Source organism: Pseudoalteromonas shioyasakiensis (genome assembly GCF_022398475.1).
GTDB lineage: Bacteria > Pseudomonadota > Gammaproteobacteria > Enterobacterales > Alteromonadaceae > Pseudoalteromonas.
Map to the genome: position 1 here is coordinate 1 of NZ_JAKEVM010000017.1, position 22,409 is coordinate 22,409.

Consider the following 22,409-nt stretch of genomic DNA (forward strand, 5'->3'; position numbering starts at 1 on the left):
ATAAAATAGCCTGTACATTTTGCTACATAGGTTTTCAGTTGTTAGTTATTCTTTTTGGTTATTAAAATGTACGACTTATTTTTGCTAGACCAAAAAAAAGGGCCCGAAGGCCCTTTGTTACATAACATACTTAGGGAGTACTTAGCCTCGTTTTACGCGGCGACGAACACCTGCAAAACCAGCTAATAGAACAGTTAACCAAGCAAGTGAACCACTTGATGATTTTGCTTTTTCTTCAGGAACAACGGTTGTCTCTTGTGCCGTTACCGTCACTGCTACACCTAGTTCCATCGGTTCAACACCATCACTTACCGTTACAGTAAACTGATGCTCACCAGCTGTTAAACCTGATACTTCAGTGATTGCTGATGTTGGGCTTGCGATTGTACCTGGGCCTTCCCATGAGAAAGTTAACTCATCGTTATCTAAATCATGTGATGCTGATGCATCTAGGGTAATCATGCTGCCTTCAGTAACTTGCTGAGCACTTGCTTCAACAACCACTACCGGTGCATCGTTAACTGCTTCAACCGTTAACATAAAGGTCGTGCTTGCAGCATCTGAAGGGTATTCAATATCAGATACCATCACAGTTACTTCTGTCTCACCAGAGAAGTTCTCATTTGGTGTAATCGTTACTGTATCGCCATCAACTTCATAGGTTACGTCGTCAGAAATTACCGAGATTTCATTCTTCGAGTTCTTTTCATCAATGTGATGAACTTCAAAGCTAATCGGTGTTTCTTCTGTTGTTACCATGTCATCAAGGGCTACCACAGTGATGTTGCCTGGAATGGTTAGTGTTGCTGTTGAAGTCATGTCATTCAGACCCGAGATTGCTGCTTTAGCTGCAACTTCAAGTGTTTGACCTGCTGCAGACGGCGTAACTTCGGCCCAAGCAGTCACTTCAAATTGTGATGACTCTGGACCTACATAGTCCATACACACCACGTAACCATCGCTGATCACTTCATCTAGGTTGTTATAAGCGATTTGAATACCACGGTAGTTTTCAAGTGGACCATACTCGAACTGGGCACCACGGAAACCTTGCAGGCCGATACTACCTGCAGGACGCGTCGAACCGTAGTCTAGATTGTCGTATGCATAGTAAATTTCATGCTCATCTTTACCAAAGCGTGTATTTGCATTAAATAACACCTGGAAATCAAAAGAGTTATCACGTTTAGTGTATGTGTATTTACCTGTTGTACGGTCATATACTGGATTATCATAGTCTGATGCGTTATCCCACTCAACAATGCCCCAACCAGTTGTTGTACTTGCAAGTGAAATACCTTCGCTAGACGATAAACCAACTGACATTACAGAGCGCAATAAGCCATTATCAGTGAACTCCCAACCACGCCATAATGGGCCCATATTCTCATATGGGAATGAGTTATAAGGGAACGGGTTATGAACAGGGAAGAAATATCGGCTACCATTTGTGTTAACTGTACCCATACCACGAATTTGGATTATCGAGTTTTGGATATTGGTATTTTCAGCATTGTTATAAAGGCTGAATGTATCATATGCGCCGTTATAAAAACTTGCGATTGGTAACGAGTAACCATTTCGTGAGTTGTAATAATTATTCTCTTCAAAACCAGATAAAACAGGTGTAATACCAAACTCTGCTAAGTCAACATAGCCACCCGGGTTTGAGTTACCAAAATCAGGCGTACGACACATTTCATCGGTAATGTTATCTGTGACGATATAATCAGGTTCAACATCGCGAGTATCCGCTTGCGTACCCGTTACAATCACCTTACCGTCAGCAATTTCAACATTGATTTCTGATGCTGTTGAGACCGCCACGTTTTCTGCTTTAATGTCAAGACCCGCAGGGATATCAAGCTCTAGTGAGAACTCTCGATCTACACCTGAATTATTTGCTAACACTTCAAATGTGTAAGGCACCATATCACCCACTTTCGCACCAGTATATGGTGCATCAAGATGAGCAACGTCATTACCACGGTTGAGCTTAAATGGAATAGAACCTAGGTTACCATGGTTCACAGCCGATGTACCTACATCTAATAGTGAGTAGTACACACTGTCAGCATCAATGTCCATATCCCAGTCAACAGTCATTTCAACAGTATTTTGACCATCACTTCCTGGAAGGCTTGCAGTCATACCAGAGGCTACTTGGTCTGACACAACCGCTGTTGCAAGTTCAAATGTTTCTTCAACGGCACCCACTGACGCTTTATTCGGGCTATAAGCAACAACCCAATACTCACCTTCTTCTGGGTTATTGATATTACAGAAGTTTTTATAAATCTTATGATTAGATACACATAATATTTCATCTTGTGGCTGAACAATTCCATCACCGTTGTAGTCTTTACCTATATAAATAATAGGGTTAACTACGTTCAAGGTACCTTCTAGCTCAGATTCAACATCAACAGTTTCTGCAATAAAACGTTTTGAGTTAGCTGGTACTGTCACAAACTTAGTAAATGTTGCTTCATCTAAAATATCAGCTGCATCAACATCACCTGTGCGATTCATCGTCCAAGGGAAAGTACGCTCATCATCTTTTGGTAAAGTCACCGTTGTGATATCTGCTTTTACTGGCTCATATGCACGAGCCACTGGCGCTTCAACACTTGGTAATACAATACCTTTAGCTACATAAGTACCTACGTTTGAGTGAGCTGTTGTCTCTAAAGATGATGGTAAGTTACCACGATCATATTTAAACGCCACAGGCCAATGTGCATCAGGGATATTTTCTTCTTCAGCCTGGAAAACAAGGTTTGTATGCAGCTCAACCTCAGAGTTACTGAACCAATCTTGAGTATCCATGATTGATGCTTTAACAATGATTGTTTGTGTCTCACCTTTTTTCAGCGTGAAAGTTTTCGGGAAGATATCGATATTCACACCGTTTTGCGCTGTTTGTGAGTTAACATCAAACGCCCAGTTTTCTACATCTTCATGACTTACAGTCCAAGTACCATCTTCTGTTGCTTTAATTGTACGAACCCACTGACATTCAGGCGCACAAGAGAAATTAACTAGATTTGGTAAGTTAAGTTTATGTGGTGTACCACCATTATATGGATCAGCAGCTAAGAAGTTATCTGCCGTTTCATCCATGACAAAACCAGCTTTAGCAGCCAATCCAACATTGATGCGACCTGCGCCCGAACGATAGGTTTTCGCATCAGCAACAACATCACTTGCACTATTCAAGCGATGATACTTAACAACGTTTTCAGCAGTCATCGATAATGCAGATTGGATTTCAGCCGCAGTCCACTCAGGGTGAATTTGACGTAATAACGCCATTGAGCCTGCAACATGTGGTGATGCCATCGATGTACCGCTAATTGCAGCGTAATCTTGGCCATGTGGCGTTACAAATGGATGTTCATCAGAGTAAGCCGCGTAAATATCAACACCAGGAGCAGCGAGCGTAGGAGCAAGTACTTCAACATTAGAATAAGACGGGCCTCGTGATGAGAATGTTGCCAACCAGTCAGCATCTTCTGCATCAACACGACGCTCAATCACTGTTGGTTTGATGGTGATCATATGACCAAGTTCAGAGTAACTATCTACCCAATCTTCTAAGCCATCTTCTGGATAAACACCATTCCATTGATCGTAAGTAAAGTGAACACCTGGTAATGAATAACCTTCAGCCACTGTGCCTTGATCGCGGTCACGGTTAAACATGATGAAACCATCTGCACCACCGGCTTTTACGTGATCAACTTTTGCAGTACGCGCATTGGCTGCTGAATCATTTGGATCGTGACGTTGACAGATAACAATAACATCAGTGCTACCATCAGCCGCGCCCGCGATTTCAGTACCATCTTTGTAGAAATTGAAGGTGTTTTCTGGATAATCTGCCGTACAGTAACCGTTGTAGTCTTTAAAACCATTTACGTCTTCGTAATCTTTAGCCCAAACAACAACACCGGTAATTTCTTCGCTATTAATTGAACCACCAACAAGGCCTGTTTCTGACCAGCTAGGTACTTCTGAACCCAAAGTTTCGTCTGCAAAACCAGCAAACTCGACCGCAGTTTCAACAGCGACAGTACGACCATGTGTTGTTGCTGCAACTTGTGCAAGCCAAGGTGATGAATTATCTAAGTAACCAAAACACTCAGCCGCGCCACATGCTTGACCACTGTTACCTGCTGCCGCGGCAACGTTAATGCCCGCTTCACGCGCTGCTAAGAATGCAAGTTGTACTGGATCGGCCCACACATTAGAATCAGCACCACCAATTGAGAAGTTGATTACATCAACACCATCAGAAATTGCATCTTCAATACCCGCTACAAGTGCTTCACCAGGACAGCCTGCGTATTCGTCACTTGATGGATAACATACTTGATAAGCAATGATATTTGCGTGCGGTGCAACACCTGAGATTTCAGGAAATAAACCTTCTTTTAAGATATTACCATCGGTGTTTTCACCAAAGCTCGGAAGCATAAACGGTACATCTTTGACCACGTTACCAGCTGCTGTTGAAGCTACGTGTGAGCCGTGACCTTGGTAATCTTCACCAATTGCTGGCCAGCCTGGGATCATGGCATCAAATGCATCAGTGATCACATCATAAGAACGCACACCGATTAATTTATTATTACATTGAATTTCTTCAGGTTCTTCAACACAGTCACCTACATAAACACCTGGACCAAACGGGTTTTCATGCTCGTAACCATCCCCACCTACAGCTGCAAATGAAGGGTGATCTGAGTTAATACCGGTATCGATGATACCAACGATTTGGCCTTCACCTTTACCCTTGATGCCACTAGGAACGCTTGAGCCATCCCAAATTTGATCAGCGCCGATATGCTTAGGACCTTCATCAGAAAGAAGATCATAGTTCTTCGAACGCATTACAGAAACGACTGCACCAAGCTCTGCAACGCGCATCGCTTCTTGCTCTGTCATTTTTACAGAGAAACCATTTAATGCTTTAGTGAATTGACGACGCATCTCTGTACGACCAGTCACCGCAGTCACGTTTTGCATTACAGTACGTTGCTTTGAAAGTAGTTTATTTTGATAATCTGTTACAGCAGAGACTGCCGCTTGACCTTTTTCAAATACTTTTGAAACGCCTTGTGCTTGAAGTGATTGTGATAATGGTGAGGTTAAATCGCGTGCTTCAAGAGCAACAGAGTTATCACGTAAACGGATAATATAAATATGCTCACCATCAATGCCTTCTTCAGCAAATTTATTTGCTTTGCTATTTAGTTGAACATTTAGGCCATCGTTTTGTAGCATGTTGCTAGAGTCACCTTGGTTAAACTCTTTGCTAAACGCTTTTACTTCTTCAAATGTTATATTAGGTGCTTTTAATTGGTGTTTTACTTGATTGTTATCAACACCCACTGCATGAGCAGCACTGGCACTGTAGAGAGCTGCGGCAACAGCAATCGAGAGTGTTTTCACTTGCATAAAGTATCCCCTGGATAGTTAGTTGGAGTAATTATTCAAGCTGTGTGAACATCCATTTCACTGCTTGCGACTACAATATAACCACAAGAGGTTTTAAAAATGGCGTACATTCGTGTAGCGTTTTGTACACACTGTTAACATTTAAATTACCAGGCAAGTATCAATATTAAGTTTATTTTTACAATGCCGATAAATAGAAAAAGGGGCAGCGCATATTATTTAGGTGAAGTTGAAGAGCTTAGTTGTCTTGGTGAGCGCTCAGCACAATCTGGTGGTTATAGCCCTACAGAGGCCAATAAGATTGCTATTGAGCAGCTAAAACTTGAAGTAGTAAATCGAGGCGGCAATGGCTACTGGGTAGAAAGCTGTAAAGACTTTACCAGTGACTATCAAAGCTGCGATGTTGCCACTGTATGTAAAGGTAAGACTTATAGTTACTGAGGCAAACTTCGCTTTATTTATTACTGAGCTGTCACTTTTAACAGCTACAAACAAAAAACCGAGCATATAAGCTCGGTTTTTAAAACTAACATAACGATTAAGCTTGTGGATAATCGCGATATGCACGCTCAATTTTTTTCGCTTGCTTTTTAGACACACCAAGGTGCGCTAGTGCAACACGTAAACGAGCACGTGATAAGTCAGAACCTAAAATTTCCATCGCATCAAGTACTGAAGTTGAAGATGTCTTACCTGTGATAGCCACAAAGATTGGCTCAAGGAAGTCTTTAATCTTCAATTCATGGAAAGTCGCCACTTCTTTTGCGATAGCAAAAATCGCTGGCTTTTCCCAACTGCGTAAACCTTCTAATTGCCAGATGAAAAACTGTAATGCTTGACGGATTACATCTTCATCAGCTTTACCTGCTGTTAATAGCGCAGGATCATAGCTTGGAATACCACCGACAAAGTGACCGGCAAGGTCAACCATATCAGAAAGCGTATTAATACGCGTTTTTGCTTCTGGTAATACTTTAGCGAATAGCTCAGTATTAAACTTCCAATCAACAAAACGTTGCATTAGTTCAGCATCAGATAAGTTTTCACGGATCCACATACCGTTTAACCAGCTAAGCTTATCGATGTCGAAAATAGGGCCACCAAGCGACACACGTTTCATATCAAAGTGTTCAATCATCTCTGCTAACGTGAACTTTTCACGCTCATCAGGCATTGACCAACCCATACGGCCTAAATAGTTTAATAGTGCCTCTGGTAGGTAACCCATTTCTTTGTAGTAGTTGATTGAAGTTGGGTTTTTACGCTTCGATAATTTTGACTTATCTGGGTTACGAAGTAATGGTAAGTGGCCTAGTACTGGCGCTTCCCAACCGAAATCTTCATATAACTTTAATAGCTTAGGCGCTGAATTGATCCACTCTTCACCACGGAAAATGTGGCTAATTTGCATGTGATGATCATCAACTACGTTAGCAAGGAAGTAAGTTGGGAAACCGTCAGCTTTAAGTAGCACTTGCATGTCTACATTTTCCCATGGGATCTCAATGTCGCCACGTAGGTAGTCGTTAAACTTAAACGTGCCTTCGCTTGGGATCTTCATACGGATTACGTAAGGCTTACCCGCTTCAAGGTTTGCTTTAATTTCATCTTCAGAAAGATTTAAACCGCGACCATCGTATTTAGGGCGTAGGCCTTCGGCCATTTGCTCTTCACGCATTTGGTCTAGTTCTTCGCTCGTAGCAAAACAGTAAAAAGCTTTACCCTGTTCAACTAACTGATGCGCAAATTTCTTATATAAATCGCTACGCTCAGATTGACGGTATGGCCCAAACTCACCGCCTACATCTGGACCGTGATCCCAGTTTAAGCCTAACCATTGTAAGCTATCCATAATAGCTTGCTCTGATTCTGGCGTACTACGAACTTGGTCTGTATCTTCAATACGTAACACAAACTCACCGCCTTGCTGCTTAGCAAAACAGTAGTTAAATAATGCGATGTATGCAGTACCTAGGTGCGGGTCACCAGTCGGTGACGGAGCAACACGGGTGCGAATTGTCATGGTTATATCTCTCAAAAGACAATTAAAAATTTGCCCAAATGCTAGCACAGCACGGGCTATAATCGAAGTGAAAAGCCGCTTTATGCCGCGACTTTATCTAAATAAGCAATGATATCGTTTGATTCATACAACCAAGTTACTTGGCCGTTTTCTTCAATGCGTAAACAAGGCACTTTTACTTTTCCGCCCTGCTCTAAAAGCTCTTGGCGAAATTGCTCGTTGCCTTTGGCATCACGAGTTTCAACTGAAAGACCTTGGCGTTTAATTGCACGACGTACTTTCACGCAAAATGGACAAGCTTTAAATTGATATAGCTTAAATTGTGATGTCACTGAATCAAGCGCCGCTTGCTCTGCTGCCGGACGCTTTTTACTACGTGGTGTGAATACAAAATCAAAAAACAAAATGATGCGGCCTAACAACCAACGAACAAACTTCATCTTACCTTCTCAATAGGGCTCTAAAAAAATAGTGGGCAATTTTAACACAGCTAAGCGCGCTGCAACACCTTAAAACAGCTCTATTGAATCATCTTGAGGTTTGATTTTTTGAATATCTAACTCTGAATAGGCAGTGACACAATTACGACCACTGTTTTTAGAATGGTACAAGGCCTGATCGGCTTTTTGGACCAGACTGGCAACCATTTCAAACTCGTAGATTGGCATAAAACCGCTACTCACTGTTAAGTTACCGACTTGCGGGAAAGGGTACTCTGCTACGCAGCCACGAAAGCGATTAAGGGCATTGCGTGCATCGAGCTCGTCACTTGCTTGAAATAACACAGCAAACTCTTCGCCGCCGTAGCGAAAAACATAATCTTCAAAGCGAAAGTTATTTTTTAATAGCTGCGCCACTAACAAGATCACTTCATCGCCAATAACGTGCCCATAGTTGTCATTTACGCTTTTGAAATGGTCAATATCGACCATCGCCAAATACCAATGACGTTGCTTTGAGTCATGGCTTTCATGGCCTACAGCGGCATCGGCTGCAATTTCAATCACCTTTTTATCAAAGGTTTGCCTGTTTAAAAGCTCAGTTAAAGGGTCAAGTTGCGACTTATAAAGTAACGACAGTTGATTCGCGTAGATATTTAGCATGTAGATGGCGAGCATGCTACAGCGCTCTGAAAGCTCTTTTTCAGACTCAATGACCAGTACACCAACCACATTGCCCATGTAATAAATGGGCACATAAGTAGAAATAAAGCCGTAGTTGCGACTGATGCGAATTTTATTGCGGCTGACTTTTTCGATAAGCTCATTGACTTCGTGTTCACTGAGCTCTTCAATAACAGAATCTTTATTTAGCAGTCTTGCAGGCAAGCCCGGTTTGAAAAATTTATTGATATAAATAGCGAAACGAGAGAATTCATCTAATTCACTCACGGCATTGATAAGCGCCTGATCGAGCTCAGGCTCTTCTTCTTGTTGGGTAATTTCTACAACCCAGTCATGTCCGCAAGCGTTAGCCGCCATCTAAAAGTCCCCAAAACTGCTTATTACTTTAGTTTAGTTAACTTTATCAGAATTACTAAAAAACTATAACAAAATCATATCATCTCGATGGATTACTTCACTGCTTGGTGCAAATGCAAGCAACTGGGTAATTTGCGACGAATGACAGCCCTTAATTTGATCAATTTCTTGATGGTTAAAATTAACAAGGCCTTTGGCTATACATTGCCCTTGGCACGTCACCACTTCAATCACATCGCCGCGTTCAAATTGCCCTCGCACAGTTTTTACGCCTTTTGCCAGTAAGCTTGCACCACGCTCTTTAAGTGCAAGGCTTGCGCCATCATCAATCACTAATTGCCCCGTGCTTTTAGGTCCTGCAAGTAACCATTTTTTGCGGCCATCTTTTGGTGCGGTGAGTTTTAAAAAGCGTGTACCAGGAAGCTTGTCGGCCATACAATTTAGTATCACATTTTTGCCTGCGCCTTTGGCAATAATGACCTCAACACCAGCGCGACGTGCAATATCGGCTGCTTGCAGTTTGGTTGCCATACCACCGGTACCTAGGGTAGTGCCACTGCCACCAGCGAGCTCTCTTAGCTCATCATTAATATGCTCAACTTCGTTGATAAGTGTCGCATTGGCATCAGAGCGAGGATCGCCTGTAAATAGGCCTTCTTGGTCAGTTAACAGTAACAGCTTTTCTGCATTCGCTAATATCGCGACTAAAGCAGATAAGTTATCGTTATCACCTACTTTAATTTCGGCGGTTGCCACGGCGTCGTTTTCGTTAATAATTGGTACTACATTGTGCGCAAGTAGCGCATTTAAGGTATCGCGGGCATTTAAGTAACGTTCACGGTCTTCTACATCAGCGCGGGTCAGTAGCATTTGTCCAACATTCACACCATACAAAGCAAACAAGCTCTGCCAAATATGAATAAGTTGCCCTTGACCGATTGCAGCAAGCATTTGTTTTTCAATCAAAGAACGACCACAGGGGGTAATGAGTTGCTCGCGACCTGCAGCAACCGCGCCGCTTGATACTAAAACAACCTGATAACCCTGCTTTTTTAACTCGCAACATTGGCGAACAAGTTCAACCATGTGCGCTTTATCTAATTTGTCGGTACCGCCTGTCAGCACGCTTGTGCCCAGCTTTACAACAACGACGTGTGGCCTTTGCATTTGATTCTTATATTCTGTAATTAAAATAGAGAATTTATATATACCAGCTAACGGTTTTTGAACAAGTTAAAAAAATTCATGCTAGGATCGCGCTCTCGTTTTTTTACTCAATAGCGACACCTATGCCAGCCAGTTTATGCTTAATTATTGCGACCTTTTTATGGGGTAGCTCTTACATTGCTTTAAAGCATGCAATCAATGTTTATGACCCTGTGTTAGTGATTTTTTTAAGAATGCTAACCACATTATTGATTAGCTTATGTTTATGGCGCTATATAATCCGCTTTGAGTTTAAACCAGGTGACTGGAAGTACTTAATTGGTATGTCGCTGGCTGAGCCTTGCTTTTATTATTTATTTGAAGGACATGCCCTTGAATACACTTCGGCATCGCAAGCTGGGGTAATTGTTTCTTGTTTACCAATTATCGTCGCTATTTTGGCGTTCTTAATACTAAAAGAGTACATCAGTAAAGCCATCGTCGTTGGTTTTACCTTGTGTATTGGCGGCAGCATTTTATTAACGCTATTGTCACCAAGCACAGAGCAAGCCCCTAACCCGCTGCTTGGTAACTTTTTAGAGTTGATGGCGATGGTGTGCGCGGCGTTTTATACCGTGAGCGTAAAACACCTAGTAGCTCGTTACTCACCACTTACTTTAATTGCAATTCAAGGGTTTAGCGGTAGCTTATTCTTTGCGCCTTTTTTATTTTTCATCGAACTACCCAGCGAAAATCAGCATGATTTAAGTGCCCTACTGAGCATTTTATATTTAGGCTCATGTGTCACTTTAGGCGGCTATGGCATGTACAACTACGCCATTAGTAAGGTGTCGGTATTAACTGCTGCTGCTTATTCAAACCTCATTCCAATTTTTGCGTTAATTTTGTCAGCTATTTTACTTGGCGAAGTACTCACACTATGGCAATGGGTGAGTATTGCAGTGGTATTCGCCGGTGTTATTGTTAGTCAACGTCATCAAGAGCTGAAAGTTGACGTAGACGATAATTTATCAGCCGACACCAATAGCCTAAACTCTGTCCCTGAAGCTAACGAGTCAAAAGGGTAACAGGTTAATAAATAAAGGCCTGATTGCGCTAAAAAACCTTGTTCGCTTTGATGAATAACATCAATGCTGCGAACTTGATAGTGTTCAATCTGGCCATTTTGCAACTGCATACTGAACTGCTCACCCACTGCGACATGTTTTAGAAATGCAAAGTGGGTGTCGTTATGGCCAGCTATTAACACCCCTTTTGAGCTGCCAAGTTCACCGCTTGGCAAAAAATGCCCGGGGGCAAACGCAAGGTTTCGCCCCGACGCACCGGCAAGTACAGTCATCTCTTGCTGCTGGCTTGGCCAATTTATGTGTGCAGTGACATAACCATCGGCGTAAAACCAGGGCCTTACTTGCTGATTAGGACTTTGCAAAGCTTGCTGCCAAGCTGACTCAATTAGAGCCTGTGCCAGCCAAGCTTTCGCCTGTATATAGCCACCATTAACAAACAATGCGATGCCAAGTAAGGCGCTGCAAACTGGCAGCGCTTTTTTTAGCGTCGCCATTGCCATAACCATGAGAATGTAAGCAACAACAACCCAAGTAACATAAACACCCGGCTTTGTCCGTCGGTTTGCGGTAGCGTCATGCCATTAGGAAGTTTATTTCGTACTTGCATTGAACGCTCTGCAATCTCATTCCCCGCGTAGTTATCAACTGCAATAAAGGCCGTAAAAGGGCTAAGTAAATGATGCTGAAGTGCTAATGCTTCGACTTCTGCGCGTACCGCCTGTTTTTCGTTATAAAGCAGCAATGACTTAATTTTTTGTCTGGCCCAGAGTCTAGCGATACCTTCGCCGTGTGCAGCATTGGCAGTTGCTAAATTAATCGTCATTGGCCCTGTGTTTGTCTGCCCCTTTAATGTTAAGTGCTGACTGCCATCAAGCTTTACGGCAACCAAAACCGGCTCTGAAAAATACAAGTCAGGTAATGGCGATGGCCAATACTCAAGGGCTGCTTTGTCGCCTTCAAGAGCAAGCTCAGTAACAGCTGGATGCGCCAGCTTATCAAAAAGTAGTTGCATTTTTGGCTGTACTTGGCTGGTGCTACTTATAAAAGTAAATGTACCACGACCAATATCAGCAGCCCTGGTCATAAAAAAGCTATTAGGCGCGCTACCAATACCGACGGTAAAGAGTCGGCTGTCACCTAAATCTGTTTGAATTTGTTTAAATAGCTGCGTTTCGTTACCCACACTGCCATCGGTTAAAAACACCACTTGGCGTACAAAGCCATCATGCTGTTTACCATCAAGTACCTGAGTCAGTGCTTTTGCTATTTCGGTACCGCCATCAGCTTGTAAGCCATAAATAAAGCGCTCTGCACGGCGAATGTTAAAGTCATTGGCAATCATTGGTGTGTCACTTAACACTGACACTTCGCTATCAAAGCCGATGATGTTAAAACTATCATTTTCATCCAATAAAGAAAGGGCATAAAACAAGGCTTGTTTAGCCTGCTCCATAGATTGACCATGCATTGAGCCGGAGGTATCTACAACAAACACCATTTCTCGAGGAAGACGAGCTTGCGAGGTAAAGTGATCGCTTGGCGGTACTAACATCAGTAAACCATATTCTTGCCCTGCTACAGTTTCGGTAAAAAATGCAGCCTGAGAGTGGGCTTTATCAAGGGGTTTAAATGTCAGCTCAAAGTCTCTATCCATCGGAACATCACGATTAAGTGATAACTGGTACCGACCAAAACTTGGGTTATCGATTTGCATACCCGCTAAATTAGCGCTGATATCACTGAGTTCAAGGCCAATATCCATCGCAATTGCAAGGTTTAGGCTCGCATCAGACTCTTGGCTTTGTGCGCGATGAAAAACAGGTTTCAGCCACGCTGATGCCACTTGCGCTGTGTTAGCTGTTGCGTCGTTCTGTTGTTCTGTGTCTGTTGTTTCTAGATTCGCTTTTTGCTGTAGTTCTGCCGTTAAAGGTTCGTAGCGCGGCGTAATAGTGGTAGGAAAGCGCAGTGAAAACACACCATCTCGAAAACCGATTATCTCTTGGTATTGCAAGGTAATTTCAATCTCTTCCCCTGCTCCAAGGTTTGCCACATCAGTAGAGAAAATATTCGCACGTTGCTGACGAACTAAAGCGGCGCGTTTACCCTGTTTTTGAGCTTGCTCAAATTGCTGTTCAGCCTGCTGTTTAAGGGCAATGTTACCGGTGATAATGCGCTCACCAATTTGCATTTGCATGGCATGAACTGCACTTTCATCAAGTAACGGAAACACATAGCGTGCATTAACCGCAAACGGGTGCGGGTTTTGATAACGTTGTTTAACAACAACATGATTAATAAGCCCAGTGAGCGTCATAGTGACATCGTTTTTCACTAATAAGCCCGAAGACACTTGGCTATTTGAGTCATCATAAAATCGCAGTTCGGCACTGGCATTGGCTGCAAATGCAGGGTTAACTGCATAACCTAATAAGAGGATAAAAAGGCTCCCAAAAAGGAGCCTTTTGGTACGGTTACTCAACATAATATGTCACTCCATCGACCGATGAATTAGTGGTTACTTTGTGCTGTACGTAAGCTGCTTTGTGACACAGGGCGTGTCGTTAAGGTTACACGGCGGTCAAACACGTTGTCTTCGTAGTTATTTGAATCGGCAACACTTTGCTGCTCACCAAAGGCGGTTGCGGTTAAGCGCGTATGAGGCACACCTTGTTTAATTAAGTAGCTTTGCACTGCATTTACACGCTGTTTTGAGAGCATTAAATTAGCCAATTCATCACCACGCTGATCTGCAAAGCCATTTAAGTCGATAGCCAAATTTGGCTGGGCAATCAATAACTGCGCGACTTTGTCGAGTTGATTAGCAAAGTGTGGGGCAATTTCGCTAGAGCCGGTTTTAAACTGTACCGTCATCGCCAGTAAGGTGTTTAATTGGGCTTGTAGTAACTGCTCTTTTTCGTCAGCTAATAATTCAAGCTGCTCACTTAGTGCTGCGTTATCGGCAATCACTTGTTGGTAATCAGCGGTTTGCTCTTTCATTACAACTAATGCGTGAGCTTGTTCATCAATGGTGTTGTCTGCCGCTTCTTTTTCACCAATTAAGCCACCAGCAAACGCGCCAATAAATGCTCCCACTGGGCCGCCGACTATGCCGCCAACAACTGCGCCAGCACCTAAGCCAATGGCTGTTTCTTTTGGTGTTTCTTGTTTACTTTGACTCGCAGCATCTGCAAAAGGGGCTACAGATACAGCAGATGTGATAACAGCGGCAATAATTAATTTTTTCATGGTTTAATCCTTTTTCTACTTAATTGCTTGGCAACATTGGTTGGTGTTGCAAACTTGGTATGGAGCTATTAAAACAAGTCGAAATGGCAATAAAGGGGATCAAAAAAGGCAAACTGCTGAGCAATTGTGGCAGAAAAATGGCAATCGCGTTTTTGCCAGTACGCAAGGCAAAAAATTAGGTATAGTTCGCTATAGAAAGAATTTAAGTAAGTATTAGCAATGAAGAAAATAGCAATCGTTGAAGATGAAACTGCAATCCGTGAAAACTACACAGAAATGCTCAGCGCTCAGGGCTATCAGGTTGTAGGCTTTGCTGACAGATCCAGTGCTGAACTGGCATTTAGTCAATCTTTACCAGATTTAGCCATTGTTGATATTGGCCTTGGCCATGAAGTGGATGGTGGTTTTTTACTTTGCCAAACATTACGAAGTCTATCTAAAACCTTACCGATTATATTTTTAACCGCCCGCGATAGCGAAATTGATACCGTATGCGGCCTGCGCATGGGTGCTGACGATTACTTAACTAAAGACATCAGTATGGCGCACCTTGCTGCTCGAATTGGCGCATTGTTTAGACGCCTTGATGCCTTCGACCAACCCGCCGATCAAACCGCTCTTTTGCATCGCGGCCCATTAAAGTTAGATACTCAGCGCATGCAGGTTTTTTGGCAAGAGCAACTGGTTGATTTAACTGTGACAGAATTTTGGATGGTGCATTCACTTGCACAGCGTCCAGGCCATGTAAAAAGCCGCAACGAATTAATGAGTGATGCCAAGATTTATGTTGATGACAGCACTATTACTTCTCACGTAAAACGTATTCGTAAAAAATTTATTGCTTTAGATGGTGCATTTGACTGCATTGATACCGTTTACGGTATGGGTTATCGCTGGGAGCAAGCTTAATGCTGCGTTTTGGGCTTAGAACAAAGTTTATTTTCTTATCCTGCTTTTTATTTTTATTGCCCTGGCTTGGCTATGAATATGTTTGGGAAATGGAAAAGTTTTTAAGACAAGGGCAAGAAAAAACCTTAGTAGGCACCACCCGCGCACTCGCAACCGCATTACATGAACGCCCCGCTTTGTTTGACTCGCAAACCAACTTTTTAGATCAAGTTGTAAAAGGCCGAGATTTATACGCTTACAACCTAAATAACCCGATTCAGCTTGATGGTAAATTGTCGGAGTGGCAGCCTTACCAAAGCTTATTTTGGCATTATGACAAACGCTACTTACAAGGGCTAAGCAATGAGCATCAAGAAAGTGATCTAAGTTTTGATCACATGGTAGGCAAGTACGAAAACTACCTTTATGCGGCATTTAAAGTCACTGACAGCTCACTGGTGTATCGTGCTAAAAATGTGCTTAGCTTTACCCGTAATGATCACTTACAGATCATGTTAAAAACACCTGAAGGTGAATTTAAAAGTTATGTGGTGGCTGCCCGTCAAGATGGTTGGGTTAATGCCTTTGATGCTACGACACAAGAGCCGGTCACTAAAATCCAAGGCTATTTTAAAAGCACCGATACGGGTTACAACATAGAGCTGCGTTTTCCGCTTTCGATGCTAGGTAATAAGCTTGGTTTTGCGATTGAAGATTGGGATGAAGACAAAGTTGAGCCTCAGCTAATGTCGACCTCAAACCTGCAAAACCCAAATGATATCGGCTCAGTTTTAGTGCCTTCACCAGAAATTAACCGTATTTTGAAAGGCATGGGCCACAGTGGCAGTCGAATTTGGGTCGTCGATAACCATCATCGTGTCCTTGCGCAATCAGGCTCAATTCATCATGCCGATGGCGTTTGGGCAGACGGCTTAAAAGAGGAGCCTGCAACAACATGGTGGCAACGCTTTGAGCAAGATTACTTACACCCACTTTACTATAAAATTTTAACTCGCCCAGAAAATGAGTTTATTGATACCTTGCATGATGTCGCAGCGATGCAAGGTACTCACATAGCCAGTGCTTTAAATGGTAAACCCGCATCATCATGGCGCTTAACCCCAGATAACAAAGCCGTTATTTTATCGGCGGCCTACCCTATTTGGATCCAAGATAAAGTCATTGGTGCAGTAATCGCAGAAGAAACCACCAACGGCGTGCGCACTCTGCGTAATAAATCCTTAGAAAAGCTCTTTAATGTGATTTTAGCGGTGATGCTTGTTGGTACTGTGACACTGTTCTTTTTTGCTTCAAGAATTTCCAGCCGTATTCGCCGCTTACGTGATAATGCCGAGCAAGCTATTGATGCTCAAGGGCGGATCACTGGCAAGATTACTTATGCCGATTCGAATGACGAAATTGGCGACCTTTCTCGCAGCTTTGCCAACATTGTTAGCCGTTTAAGTGGTTATACTGATTACTTAGAAAATATGTCATCACGACTCTCCCATGAACTTCGTACGCCTGTGGCTGTTGTACGCTCATCACTTGAAAATTTACAAATGCAGCCGCAATCTGAACTGAGTCAAAAATACCTCGACCGTGCCAGTGAAGGGGTTGAGCGGTTAGGTAAAATTATTACCACCATGAGTGAAGCAACGCGCCTTGAACAAAGTATTCAAAATGCCGAGGCAGAAGAGTTTGACCTGACCAAGGTGATCACCGGCTGCATGCAGGGCTATCAAATAACCTATGGTGAAAGCCTATTTACCTTGTCGCTTTGTAAGGAGCCGTTAAATGTTAGTGGCGCACCAGAATTTATTGCGCAATTACTCGATAAGCTCATCAACAATGCACTTGAGTTTAAAACCCCGCAAAGCACAATTTCAGTCAGCTTAACCAAGCAAGAGCAGCATGCATTATTAAAAATCAGCAACCAAGGGCCTTTGCTCCCTGACGGTTTAGTTGAACACATTTTCGACTCAATGGTCTCGGTGAGAAGTCAGCAACATCAGCAGCAGCCACACTTGGGTTTAGGCCTTTATATTGTAAGGCTTATTTGCGATTACCATCACGGTAAAGTATTAGCAGAAAATTTAGCTGATGGCACAGGTGTTGTATTCACTGTGGAGCTGCCTATTTAATAAGCATATTTGCGTTACATATGATTACAGTTTAATGACTGGGTATTCACCGATAATTCAGATTACAGGACGTAATATTTGTAATACAAAAGGCAAATTATTCTTTGGAGGGCATCATGCGATCTGGATTACAACGTGAAGAGATTGAGTTCATTATGGGGCTATTTAGCTATAATGAAGCAACCGATAAACCAGCGGCTCCAAAAAAGCAGCCTGTAAAAGCTGACACAAAAAAAGTTGATACAGCGCAATATAAAGCAAACTACAAAGCAACTTATTTGACCTAGCTAAGGGTAGCTCATTACAATGGCGCACCTTTGGAATATAACGCCTTGTAATGAAAAAACACTCACCTAAAAAAGAACTGATTTTACTGCCCGTTTTGTTCGTGGCTATTTTGCTTTGTGTTGCAGGTCACTTCCTACTCCAGCCTAACTACCAAGACAGCCATACCGTTGAGTATTTACTCGCTGCACTGCCATTTGCCTTGTTTGGATTAGTGATTATCGCCTTTAAAGTTGCCAGTAAAAACGATAACCAAGAATAGATCAAAGAACGTGATAGCCAAACCAATCGGGCTTCATTGCTTGAGCTTGCCCGCTTGGCGTTAATTTTATTGATAAGTTGCTATCTAACAAATCAATCGCAAAACAATCGTCTACATCGTGCAAATCATCTTTATGAAGATGAGTCATTCCAGCCAATAAAGACTCTTTAGCGCGTTGCTTCGCTTCTTCACTGCTACGGGCAACGTACAATGCAAAATCATGTTGCTCCGCAAGACTATCAGCTCGGTAAGCACCTAAATTCACAAAATATAGTTTTTCTGTTTGGTGATGCGCAGTATCAACCACTTCGACCTGATAGCCATCGATGTGCTGAATTTGCATGTAGCTATCCATGTGCACATTGCTTTTATCACCCACCCACTGTGCTTTTAGTTTTGAGTAAGTTTGCTCAATGTTATCGCCTACGACAAATCGAACGTCGTGCATTTCAATGTGGCAACCTTGAATACGACCGCCCAGATAGACTAAAAAAAGCGCCATGTTTTTCCTTATATTAAGCTTTCAACATTAATGTTGTGCTTTTTAATTAATTTATAAAAATCTGAGCGATTACGTTTCGCAAGCTTTGCGGCTTCAGCAACATTACCCGCTGACATTTTCAGCATATTAATTAAATAATCTCGCTCAAATTCTTTTTTTGCATCGTTTAACGAAAGCGGCTCAGCAATACTTACATTACTATTTAATGCACTCTCTACTAACTGAGCGGCAATCACTTTACCAGGTGTAAGGGCTACTACCTGCTCTATTACATTTTGTAATTGACGAATATTACCCGGCCAGTCATAGCGCACCAAAGCATGCATTGCATCATTGGCAAACTGCTTTTGCTCTTGCCCCATACGTTTAGCAATTAGACCTGCAAAATGCTGTGCTAGCAAACTTATATCTTCTCTGCGTTCACAAAGCGGAGGCAGTTTTAAGTTCACCACATTTAATCGGTAGTATAAATCTTCACGAAACTGCTGATTGCTAATTGCCTCAGGAAGATTCTTATGAGTCGCCGACACTACCCGCACATCAATTGGGATCTCTTCTTGAAAGCCCACAGGGCGAATGGTTTTCTCTTGTAAAACCCTCAGTAGTTTTACCTGTAAATTTAGCGGCATATCACCAATTTCGTCTAGAAAAAGGGTACCACCTTGTGCTTGTTGAAACAAACCTTGATGGTCTTTGACTGCACCTGTAAATGCGCCTTTTTTATGCCCAAACAATTCAGATTCTAAAAGCTCTCCCGGCACTGCGCCGCAGTTAATTGCCACAAATGGCCCATCACTAACATGGCTGTGTTGATGTATTGCTTGTGCAAGCAGCTCTTTACCTGTGCCGCTGGCACCGGAGATCAACACATTCACTTGCGTTGGACCAAGCAATTTAACTTGCTCAAGTAAATGCAACATCGCGCCGCTACGGGTGACAATATTGGTTTGTGTTGTTGTTTCATCACCGTGTACACCATGGATCTCGATAGCTTTAGCAAGGCTGTCGAACAGCTCATCTTTATCAACCGGTTTGGTAATAAATGCAAATATACCTTGCTTCGTCGCTTCTACTGCATCAGGTATCGAACCATGTGCTGTCATCATAATCACCGGCATTGAAGGGTAACGACTTTGTAACTGGCGATGTAGAGCCATGCCGTCCATTTCATCCATTCTTAAATCGGTGATCACCGCATCGTAGGTTTGATTTTTTAGCGTTTGTAGTGCCTCAATGCCACTTTCAACTGTATTAACCAAATAACCTTTTGACTCAATTCTAATTGCCAGTAACTTTAATAAACTCGCATCGTCATCTACTAATAAAACCCGTGGTTTTGTTACTTCATTCATGGTTACTGCTCCTTGGTTTCTTCACGTAGCAGAAGTTGTTGTTCGATAGTCGCAAGCGACGATAAGGTTTTTTCCATTTCATCACTCAGTGCTTGCTTTGCTTGTTTTGCCGCTAAATTCTGTTGTAAATATTGCTTTTGCAACCAAAGATACTGCTTAATATCATCTGGCCAATAAAAAGCATGGTCGCTTTTTTCAAGCTGGTTAAGGGCTTTTTCTGGCTCTGAAGCACCGAGTAAACAAATTGATTCAAACAGACGCTTTAGCTCATTTTCGCCAACATAATTTGCTTTATCAGAACTCGATTTAAAGCCACCGCACTTGGCAGCATGCCAAGCAATGACAGTACTTGCAGGCGGGTATAACGGCTCACTTTTCGGCCGAGGCTTGGGATTAGGTTGCCCTTGAGGCTTCACATCTGTTGTCGGCTCTACTTGCTCTGGCTCGACATGCTTTTGCGTGATCGTGCACCCTGTTATAAAAAGTGTGCCTATAACAAGCATAAAACTGGCTTTATTCGCTAAGCCCATATCAGTTAACTCCTTGGGTTAATTGAATTGGTAAAATGGCTGTAAATACACACCCTTGTGGCTCATTATCTGTAATAGAGAGCTTACCGTTTAATTGTTCAACGGTTTCTTTAACGATAGTTAAACCGAGCCCGCTGCCCATTTCAGTATGTTGTTTTGCATTCTTGCCTTGGTAAAAAGCCCCAAACACGGCGGCTTTTTCAGTGTCGTCTATTCCTACTCCTAAGTCGCTAACACTCAAAATTAACTGTCCCTGCTTTAAGCTTGCTTTTATTGTCACTGACTCATGTTCCGGCGAAAACTTTAGCGCATTTGAGGTGAGTTGAATAAGCACCATTTCAAGTAGCTCAATTGAGATAAACAAGGTTTTATTTGGTAACTCGTTAACCCACACAATGGATAAGTCACGCGCTGATAATCGGTGCTCAAAATGACGCTCAATTTTATTCATCATCACGTTAAAATTAAGCTCGCTTAGGCTTTGCTTACTCGTTCGAATCGCGTTGTAACTCAATAAGCTTTCAATCATGGCTCTGAGTCGCACCATACTTTGTGTTATTAACTCAAGGACAGCTTGTTGCTCACTATTGATTGGACCAACAATTTCATCTGCAAGTAAATCTGTGCCTTCAACCATCGAAGCTAGGGGGGTTTTTAACTCATGTGTCACATGGCGTAAAAACGTATCTTTTTGCTGCTCAAGCATATGTAACTGTGCTTGAACCCATTCTAGTTTATTACCTAATTCAACTAACTCTGACGAGCCACGAACTTGAATTTTTTGCTGCCAATGGCCTTGTCCAAGTTTATCAATCACATGTGTGAGTTCCCTAAGCCGTCCGCTGATCCGCCAAAGAAACCCGCCCCCGACCAATAACGTCAGTGGAATTAACGCAACTAACCAATTAATAAATGAAGCTTGAAGTGCTTTTAATTGCTGCTGATTTTTTGTGATGCGTAATTCATTTTGTTCTTTGAGCCAATTTGTTTGCTCACTGATAAGCTTACTAGCGGGTGCAAACAGCTCACCATCTTGCTTTTGTTCTATTAATAAATGTTGATGCGCAAACTGTAATACCTCAGCCAATTGCCGCCACTGCGAGACATAATCAGCGGTTGGACTTAAAAATATAAGTTCATCGACACTTTGCAGTGACGATTGCCACTTATTGGCAATCAAGCTATCGAGGGACTCACTTTTAAGCACCCAATTTTGTCGAGTTGCCCTTTCTAGGCTATTTAAGTCTTGTTTTAGGTTATTAAATGCTTTGGTAATTTCGTAATTATCACCAACAATTTCTTGAGTCACCGCAAGCTGCTTATTGAGCGCATTTAAAAATAAAATCACCACCAATGATAACGGCAGTAAAGACAGCAAAATGCTACAGACGAACTGACCAATAAGACTAGGTCGCCAATTGAGTAACTGTTTTATTTTTATCGCTACTTTATTTTGCATATTCACTCTCAACATAATTTCAGATGCTGATTATTAGTGAACAAACTTAGACACTCGCTGAATCCGACCTTAAAAAGTGCTGATTTTTACCCAAAAACCGATACAAAGTTGCTATTTGGCAACATGCTAACTAATTGAAATAATAAGGATAAACTTTTAACACCTGAAAATCGTTGCAAAAAAGACACAACACCCTGTAACTATTTCGCATTCAAAACCACACAAAAACTATAAACCATTGATAATTAAAACCTTTTAACATTGGCACTAATTTTGATTAGTACTAATCAAATTAGTTATTTAGGACACAAAATGAAAGTAACGGCCCAGGTAGCCACCCTGCTTATAAGTCTCATCTCGCTAAGTAGTTATGCACTAGATTTGCAAACAACGTTTAACGAGCTTGATAAAGACAGTAATGGTTTTTTGAATGAAGCAGAAGCATCTGAAGATGCATTATTACATGGCAACTTTACGCAAATTGATAGTAACCAAGATGGCCAAATTTCATTTTCTGAGTTTCAGTCGTTTATTCAATAG

Annotated in this window: 19 protein-coding genes; 7 read left to right on the forward strand and 12 right to left on the reverse strand. The window is 42.2% G+C overall.

Annotated features, from left to right (window positions below):
* Window positions 1-141 precede the first annotated feature (141 nt).
* Window positions 142-5,463: a S8 family serine peptidase gene (locus tag L1D51_RS21725; protein WP_275669123.1), complete on the reverse strand. Its 5,322-nt coding sequence runs from the start codon at window positions 5,461-5,463 to the stop codon at window positions 142-144.
* A gap of 183 nt (window positions 5,464-5,646) precedes the next feature.
* Here L1D51_RS21725 and L1D51_RS05250 point away from each other — a divergent pair, with 183 nt between their 5' ends.
* Window positions 5,647-5,904, forward strand: a complete 258-nt coding sequence (locus L1D51_RS05250; RefSeq protein WP_239963048.1) for a hypothetical protein — start codon at window positions 5,647-5,649, stop codon at window positions 5,902-5,904.
* A 97-nt stretch (window positions 5,905-6,001) separates the two neighbouring features.
* Here the strand turns inward: L1D51_RS05250 and gltX are convergent, their stop codons facing one another.
* The 4 genes from gltX to proB form a co-directional block, all read right to left on the reverse strand.
* The gene (gene gltX / locus L1D51_RS05255; RefSeq protein ID WP_239963049.1) at window positions 6,002-7,486 is read right to left on the reverse strand and encodes a glutamate--tRNA ligase; all 1,485 of its coding nucleotides are present in this window, start codon (window positions 7,484-7,486) and stop codon (window positions 6,002-6,004) included.
* Window positions 7,487-7,566: 80 nt separating this feature from the next.
* Window positions 7,567-7,926, reverse strand: coding sequence for a glutathione S-transferase N-terminal domain-containing protein (locus tag L1D51_RS05260; RefSeq protein WP_054560852.1), 360 nt, complete (start codon window positions 7,924-7,926; stop codon window positions 7,567-7,569).
* 69 nt (window positions 7,927-7,995) lie between these two features.
* Window positions 7,996-8,967, reverse strand: coding sequence for a GGDEF domain-containing protein (locus L1D51_RS05265; protein ID WP_239963051.1), 972 nt, complete (start codon window positions 8,965-8,967; stop codon window positions 7,996-7,998).
* A gap of 63 nt (window positions 8,968-9,030) precedes the next feature.
* Entirely contained in the window at window positions 9,031-10,134 is a 1,104-nt protein-coding gene (gene proB, locus L1D51_RS05270; RefSeq protein ID WP_054560854.1) for a glutamate 5-kinase, read from the reverse strand.
* Window positions 10,135-10,256: 122 nt separating this feature from the next.
* On the opposite strand from proB, the gene L1D51_RS05275 reads away from it, so the two are divergent.
* Window positions 10,257-11,201: a DMT family transporter gene (locus L1D51_RS05275; RefSeq protein WP_239963053.1), complete on the forward strand. Its 945-nt coding sequence runs from the start codon at window positions 10,257-10,259 to the stop codon at window positions 11,199-11,201.
* Here the strand turns inward: L1D51_RS05275 and L1D51_RS05280 are convergent.
* The 3 genes from L1D51_RS05280 to pdsO are packed head-to-tail and all read right to left on the reverse strand — an operon-like array spanning window position 11,111 to window position 14,447.
* The gene (locus L1D51_RS05280; RefSeq protein ID WP_239963055.1) at window positions 11,111-11,695 is read right to left on the reverse strand and encodes a class GN sortase; all 585 of its coding nucleotides are present in this window, start codon (window positions 11,693-11,695) and stop codon (window positions 11,111-11,113) included. The two genes, L1D51_RS05275 and L1D51_RS05280, sit on opposite strands and share 91 nt — an antisense overlap.
* Window positions 11,683-13,683 carry a marine proteobacterial sortase target protein gene (locus L1D51_RS05285; RefSeq protein ID WP_239963057.1) on the reverse strand — a complete coding sequence of 667 codons (2,001 nt, stop codon included), beginning with the start codon at window positions 13,681-13,683 and terminating at the stop codon, window positions 11,683-11,685. Before L1D51_RS05285 ends, L1D51_RS05280 begins: the two co-directional genes overlap by 13 nt.
* Window positions 13,684-13,709: 26 nt before the next feature.
* Entirely contained in the window at window positions 13,710-14,447 is a 738-nt protein-coding gene (pdsO, locus tag L1D51_RS05290; protein ID WP_054560857.1) for a sortase-associated OmpA-like protein PdsO, read from the reverse strand.
* Window positions 14,448-14,666: 219 nt separating this feature from the next.
* On the opposite strand from pdsO, the gene pdsR reads away from it, so the two are divergent.
* The 4 genes from pdsR to L1D51_RS05310 all read left to right on the forward strand — a co-directional run bounded on the left by pdsR (window position 14,667) and on the right by L1D51_RS05310 (window position 18,026).
* Window positions 14,667-15,356 carry a proteobacterial dedicated sortase system response regulator gene (pdsR, locus tag L1D51_RS05295; protein ID WP_054560858.1) on the forward strand — a complete coding sequence of 230 codons (690 nt, stop codon included), beginning with the start codon at window positions 14,667-14,669 and terminating at the stop codon, window positions 15,354-15,356.
* Window positions 15,356-17,479: a proteobacterial dedicated sortase system histidine kinase gene (gene pdsS, locus L1D51_RS05300; RefSeq protein ID WP_055198178.1), complete on the forward strand. Its 2,124-nt coding sequence runs from the start codon at window positions 15,356-15,358 to the stop codon at window positions 17,477-17,479. The genes pdsR and pdsS overlap by 1 nt, the downstream gene beginning before the upstream one ends.
* 116 nt (window positions 17,480-17,595) lie before the next feature.
* Complete coding sequence (locus L1D51_RS05305) at window positions 17,596-17,766, forward strand: hypothetical protein (RefSeq protein ID WP_156426462.1); 171 nt, start codon at window positions 17,596-17,598, stop codon at window positions 17,764-17,766.
* A 50-nt stretch (window positions 17,767-17,816) separates the two neighbouring features.
* A complete protein-coding gene (locus L1D51_RS05310; protein WP_054551195.1) occupies window positions 17,817-18,026 on the forward strand; it encodes a hypothetical protein in 210 nt (69 codons plus the stop codon).
* Window position 18,027: 1 nt separating this feature from the next.
* Here the strand turns inward: L1D51_RS05310 and L1D51_RS05315 are convergent, their stop codons facing one another.
* Genes L1D51_RS05315 through L1D51_RS05330 form a run of 4 tightly spaced genes read right to left on the reverse strand, consistent with a single transcriptional unit; the run spans window position 18,028 to window position 21,869 of the window.
* On the reverse strand, window positions 18,028-18,528 hold the full coding sequence (locus L1D51_RS05315) for a DUF1543 domain-containing protein (protein WP_055020994.1): 501 nt from the start codon (window positions 18,526-18,528) through the stop codon (window positions 18,028-18,030).
* 8 nt (window positions 18,529-18,536) lie between these two features.
* Complete coding sequence (locus tag L1D51_RS05320; RefSeq protein ID WP_239963073.1) at window positions 18,537-19,880, reverse strand: sigma 54-interacting transcriptional regulator; 1,344 nt, start codon at window positions 19,878-19,880, stop codon at window positions 18,537-18,539.
* A gap of 2 nt (window positions 19,881-19,882) precedes the next feature.
* A complete protein-coding gene (locus L1D51_RS05325) occupies window positions 19,883-20,410 on the reverse strand; it encodes a hypothetical protein (protein WP_239963074.1) in 528 nt (175 codons plus the stop codon).
* Between the two features lies 1 nt (window position 20,411).
* The gene (locus tag L1D51_RS05330) at window positions 20,412-21,869 is read right to left on the reverse strand and encodes a HAMP domain-containing sensor histidine kinase (RefSeq protein ID WP_239963076.1); all 1,458 of its coding nucleotides are present in this window, start codon (window positions 21,867-21,869) and stop codon (window positions 20,412-20,414) included.
* Between the two features lie 312 nt (window positions 21,870-22,181).
* Here L1D51_RS05330 and L1D51_RS05335 point away from each other — a divergent pair, with 312 nt between their 5' ends.
* Entirely contained in the window at window positions 22,182-22,409 is a 228-nt protein-coding gene (locus tag L1D51_RS05335; protein ID WP_239963078.1) for an EF-hand domain-containing protein, read from the forward strand.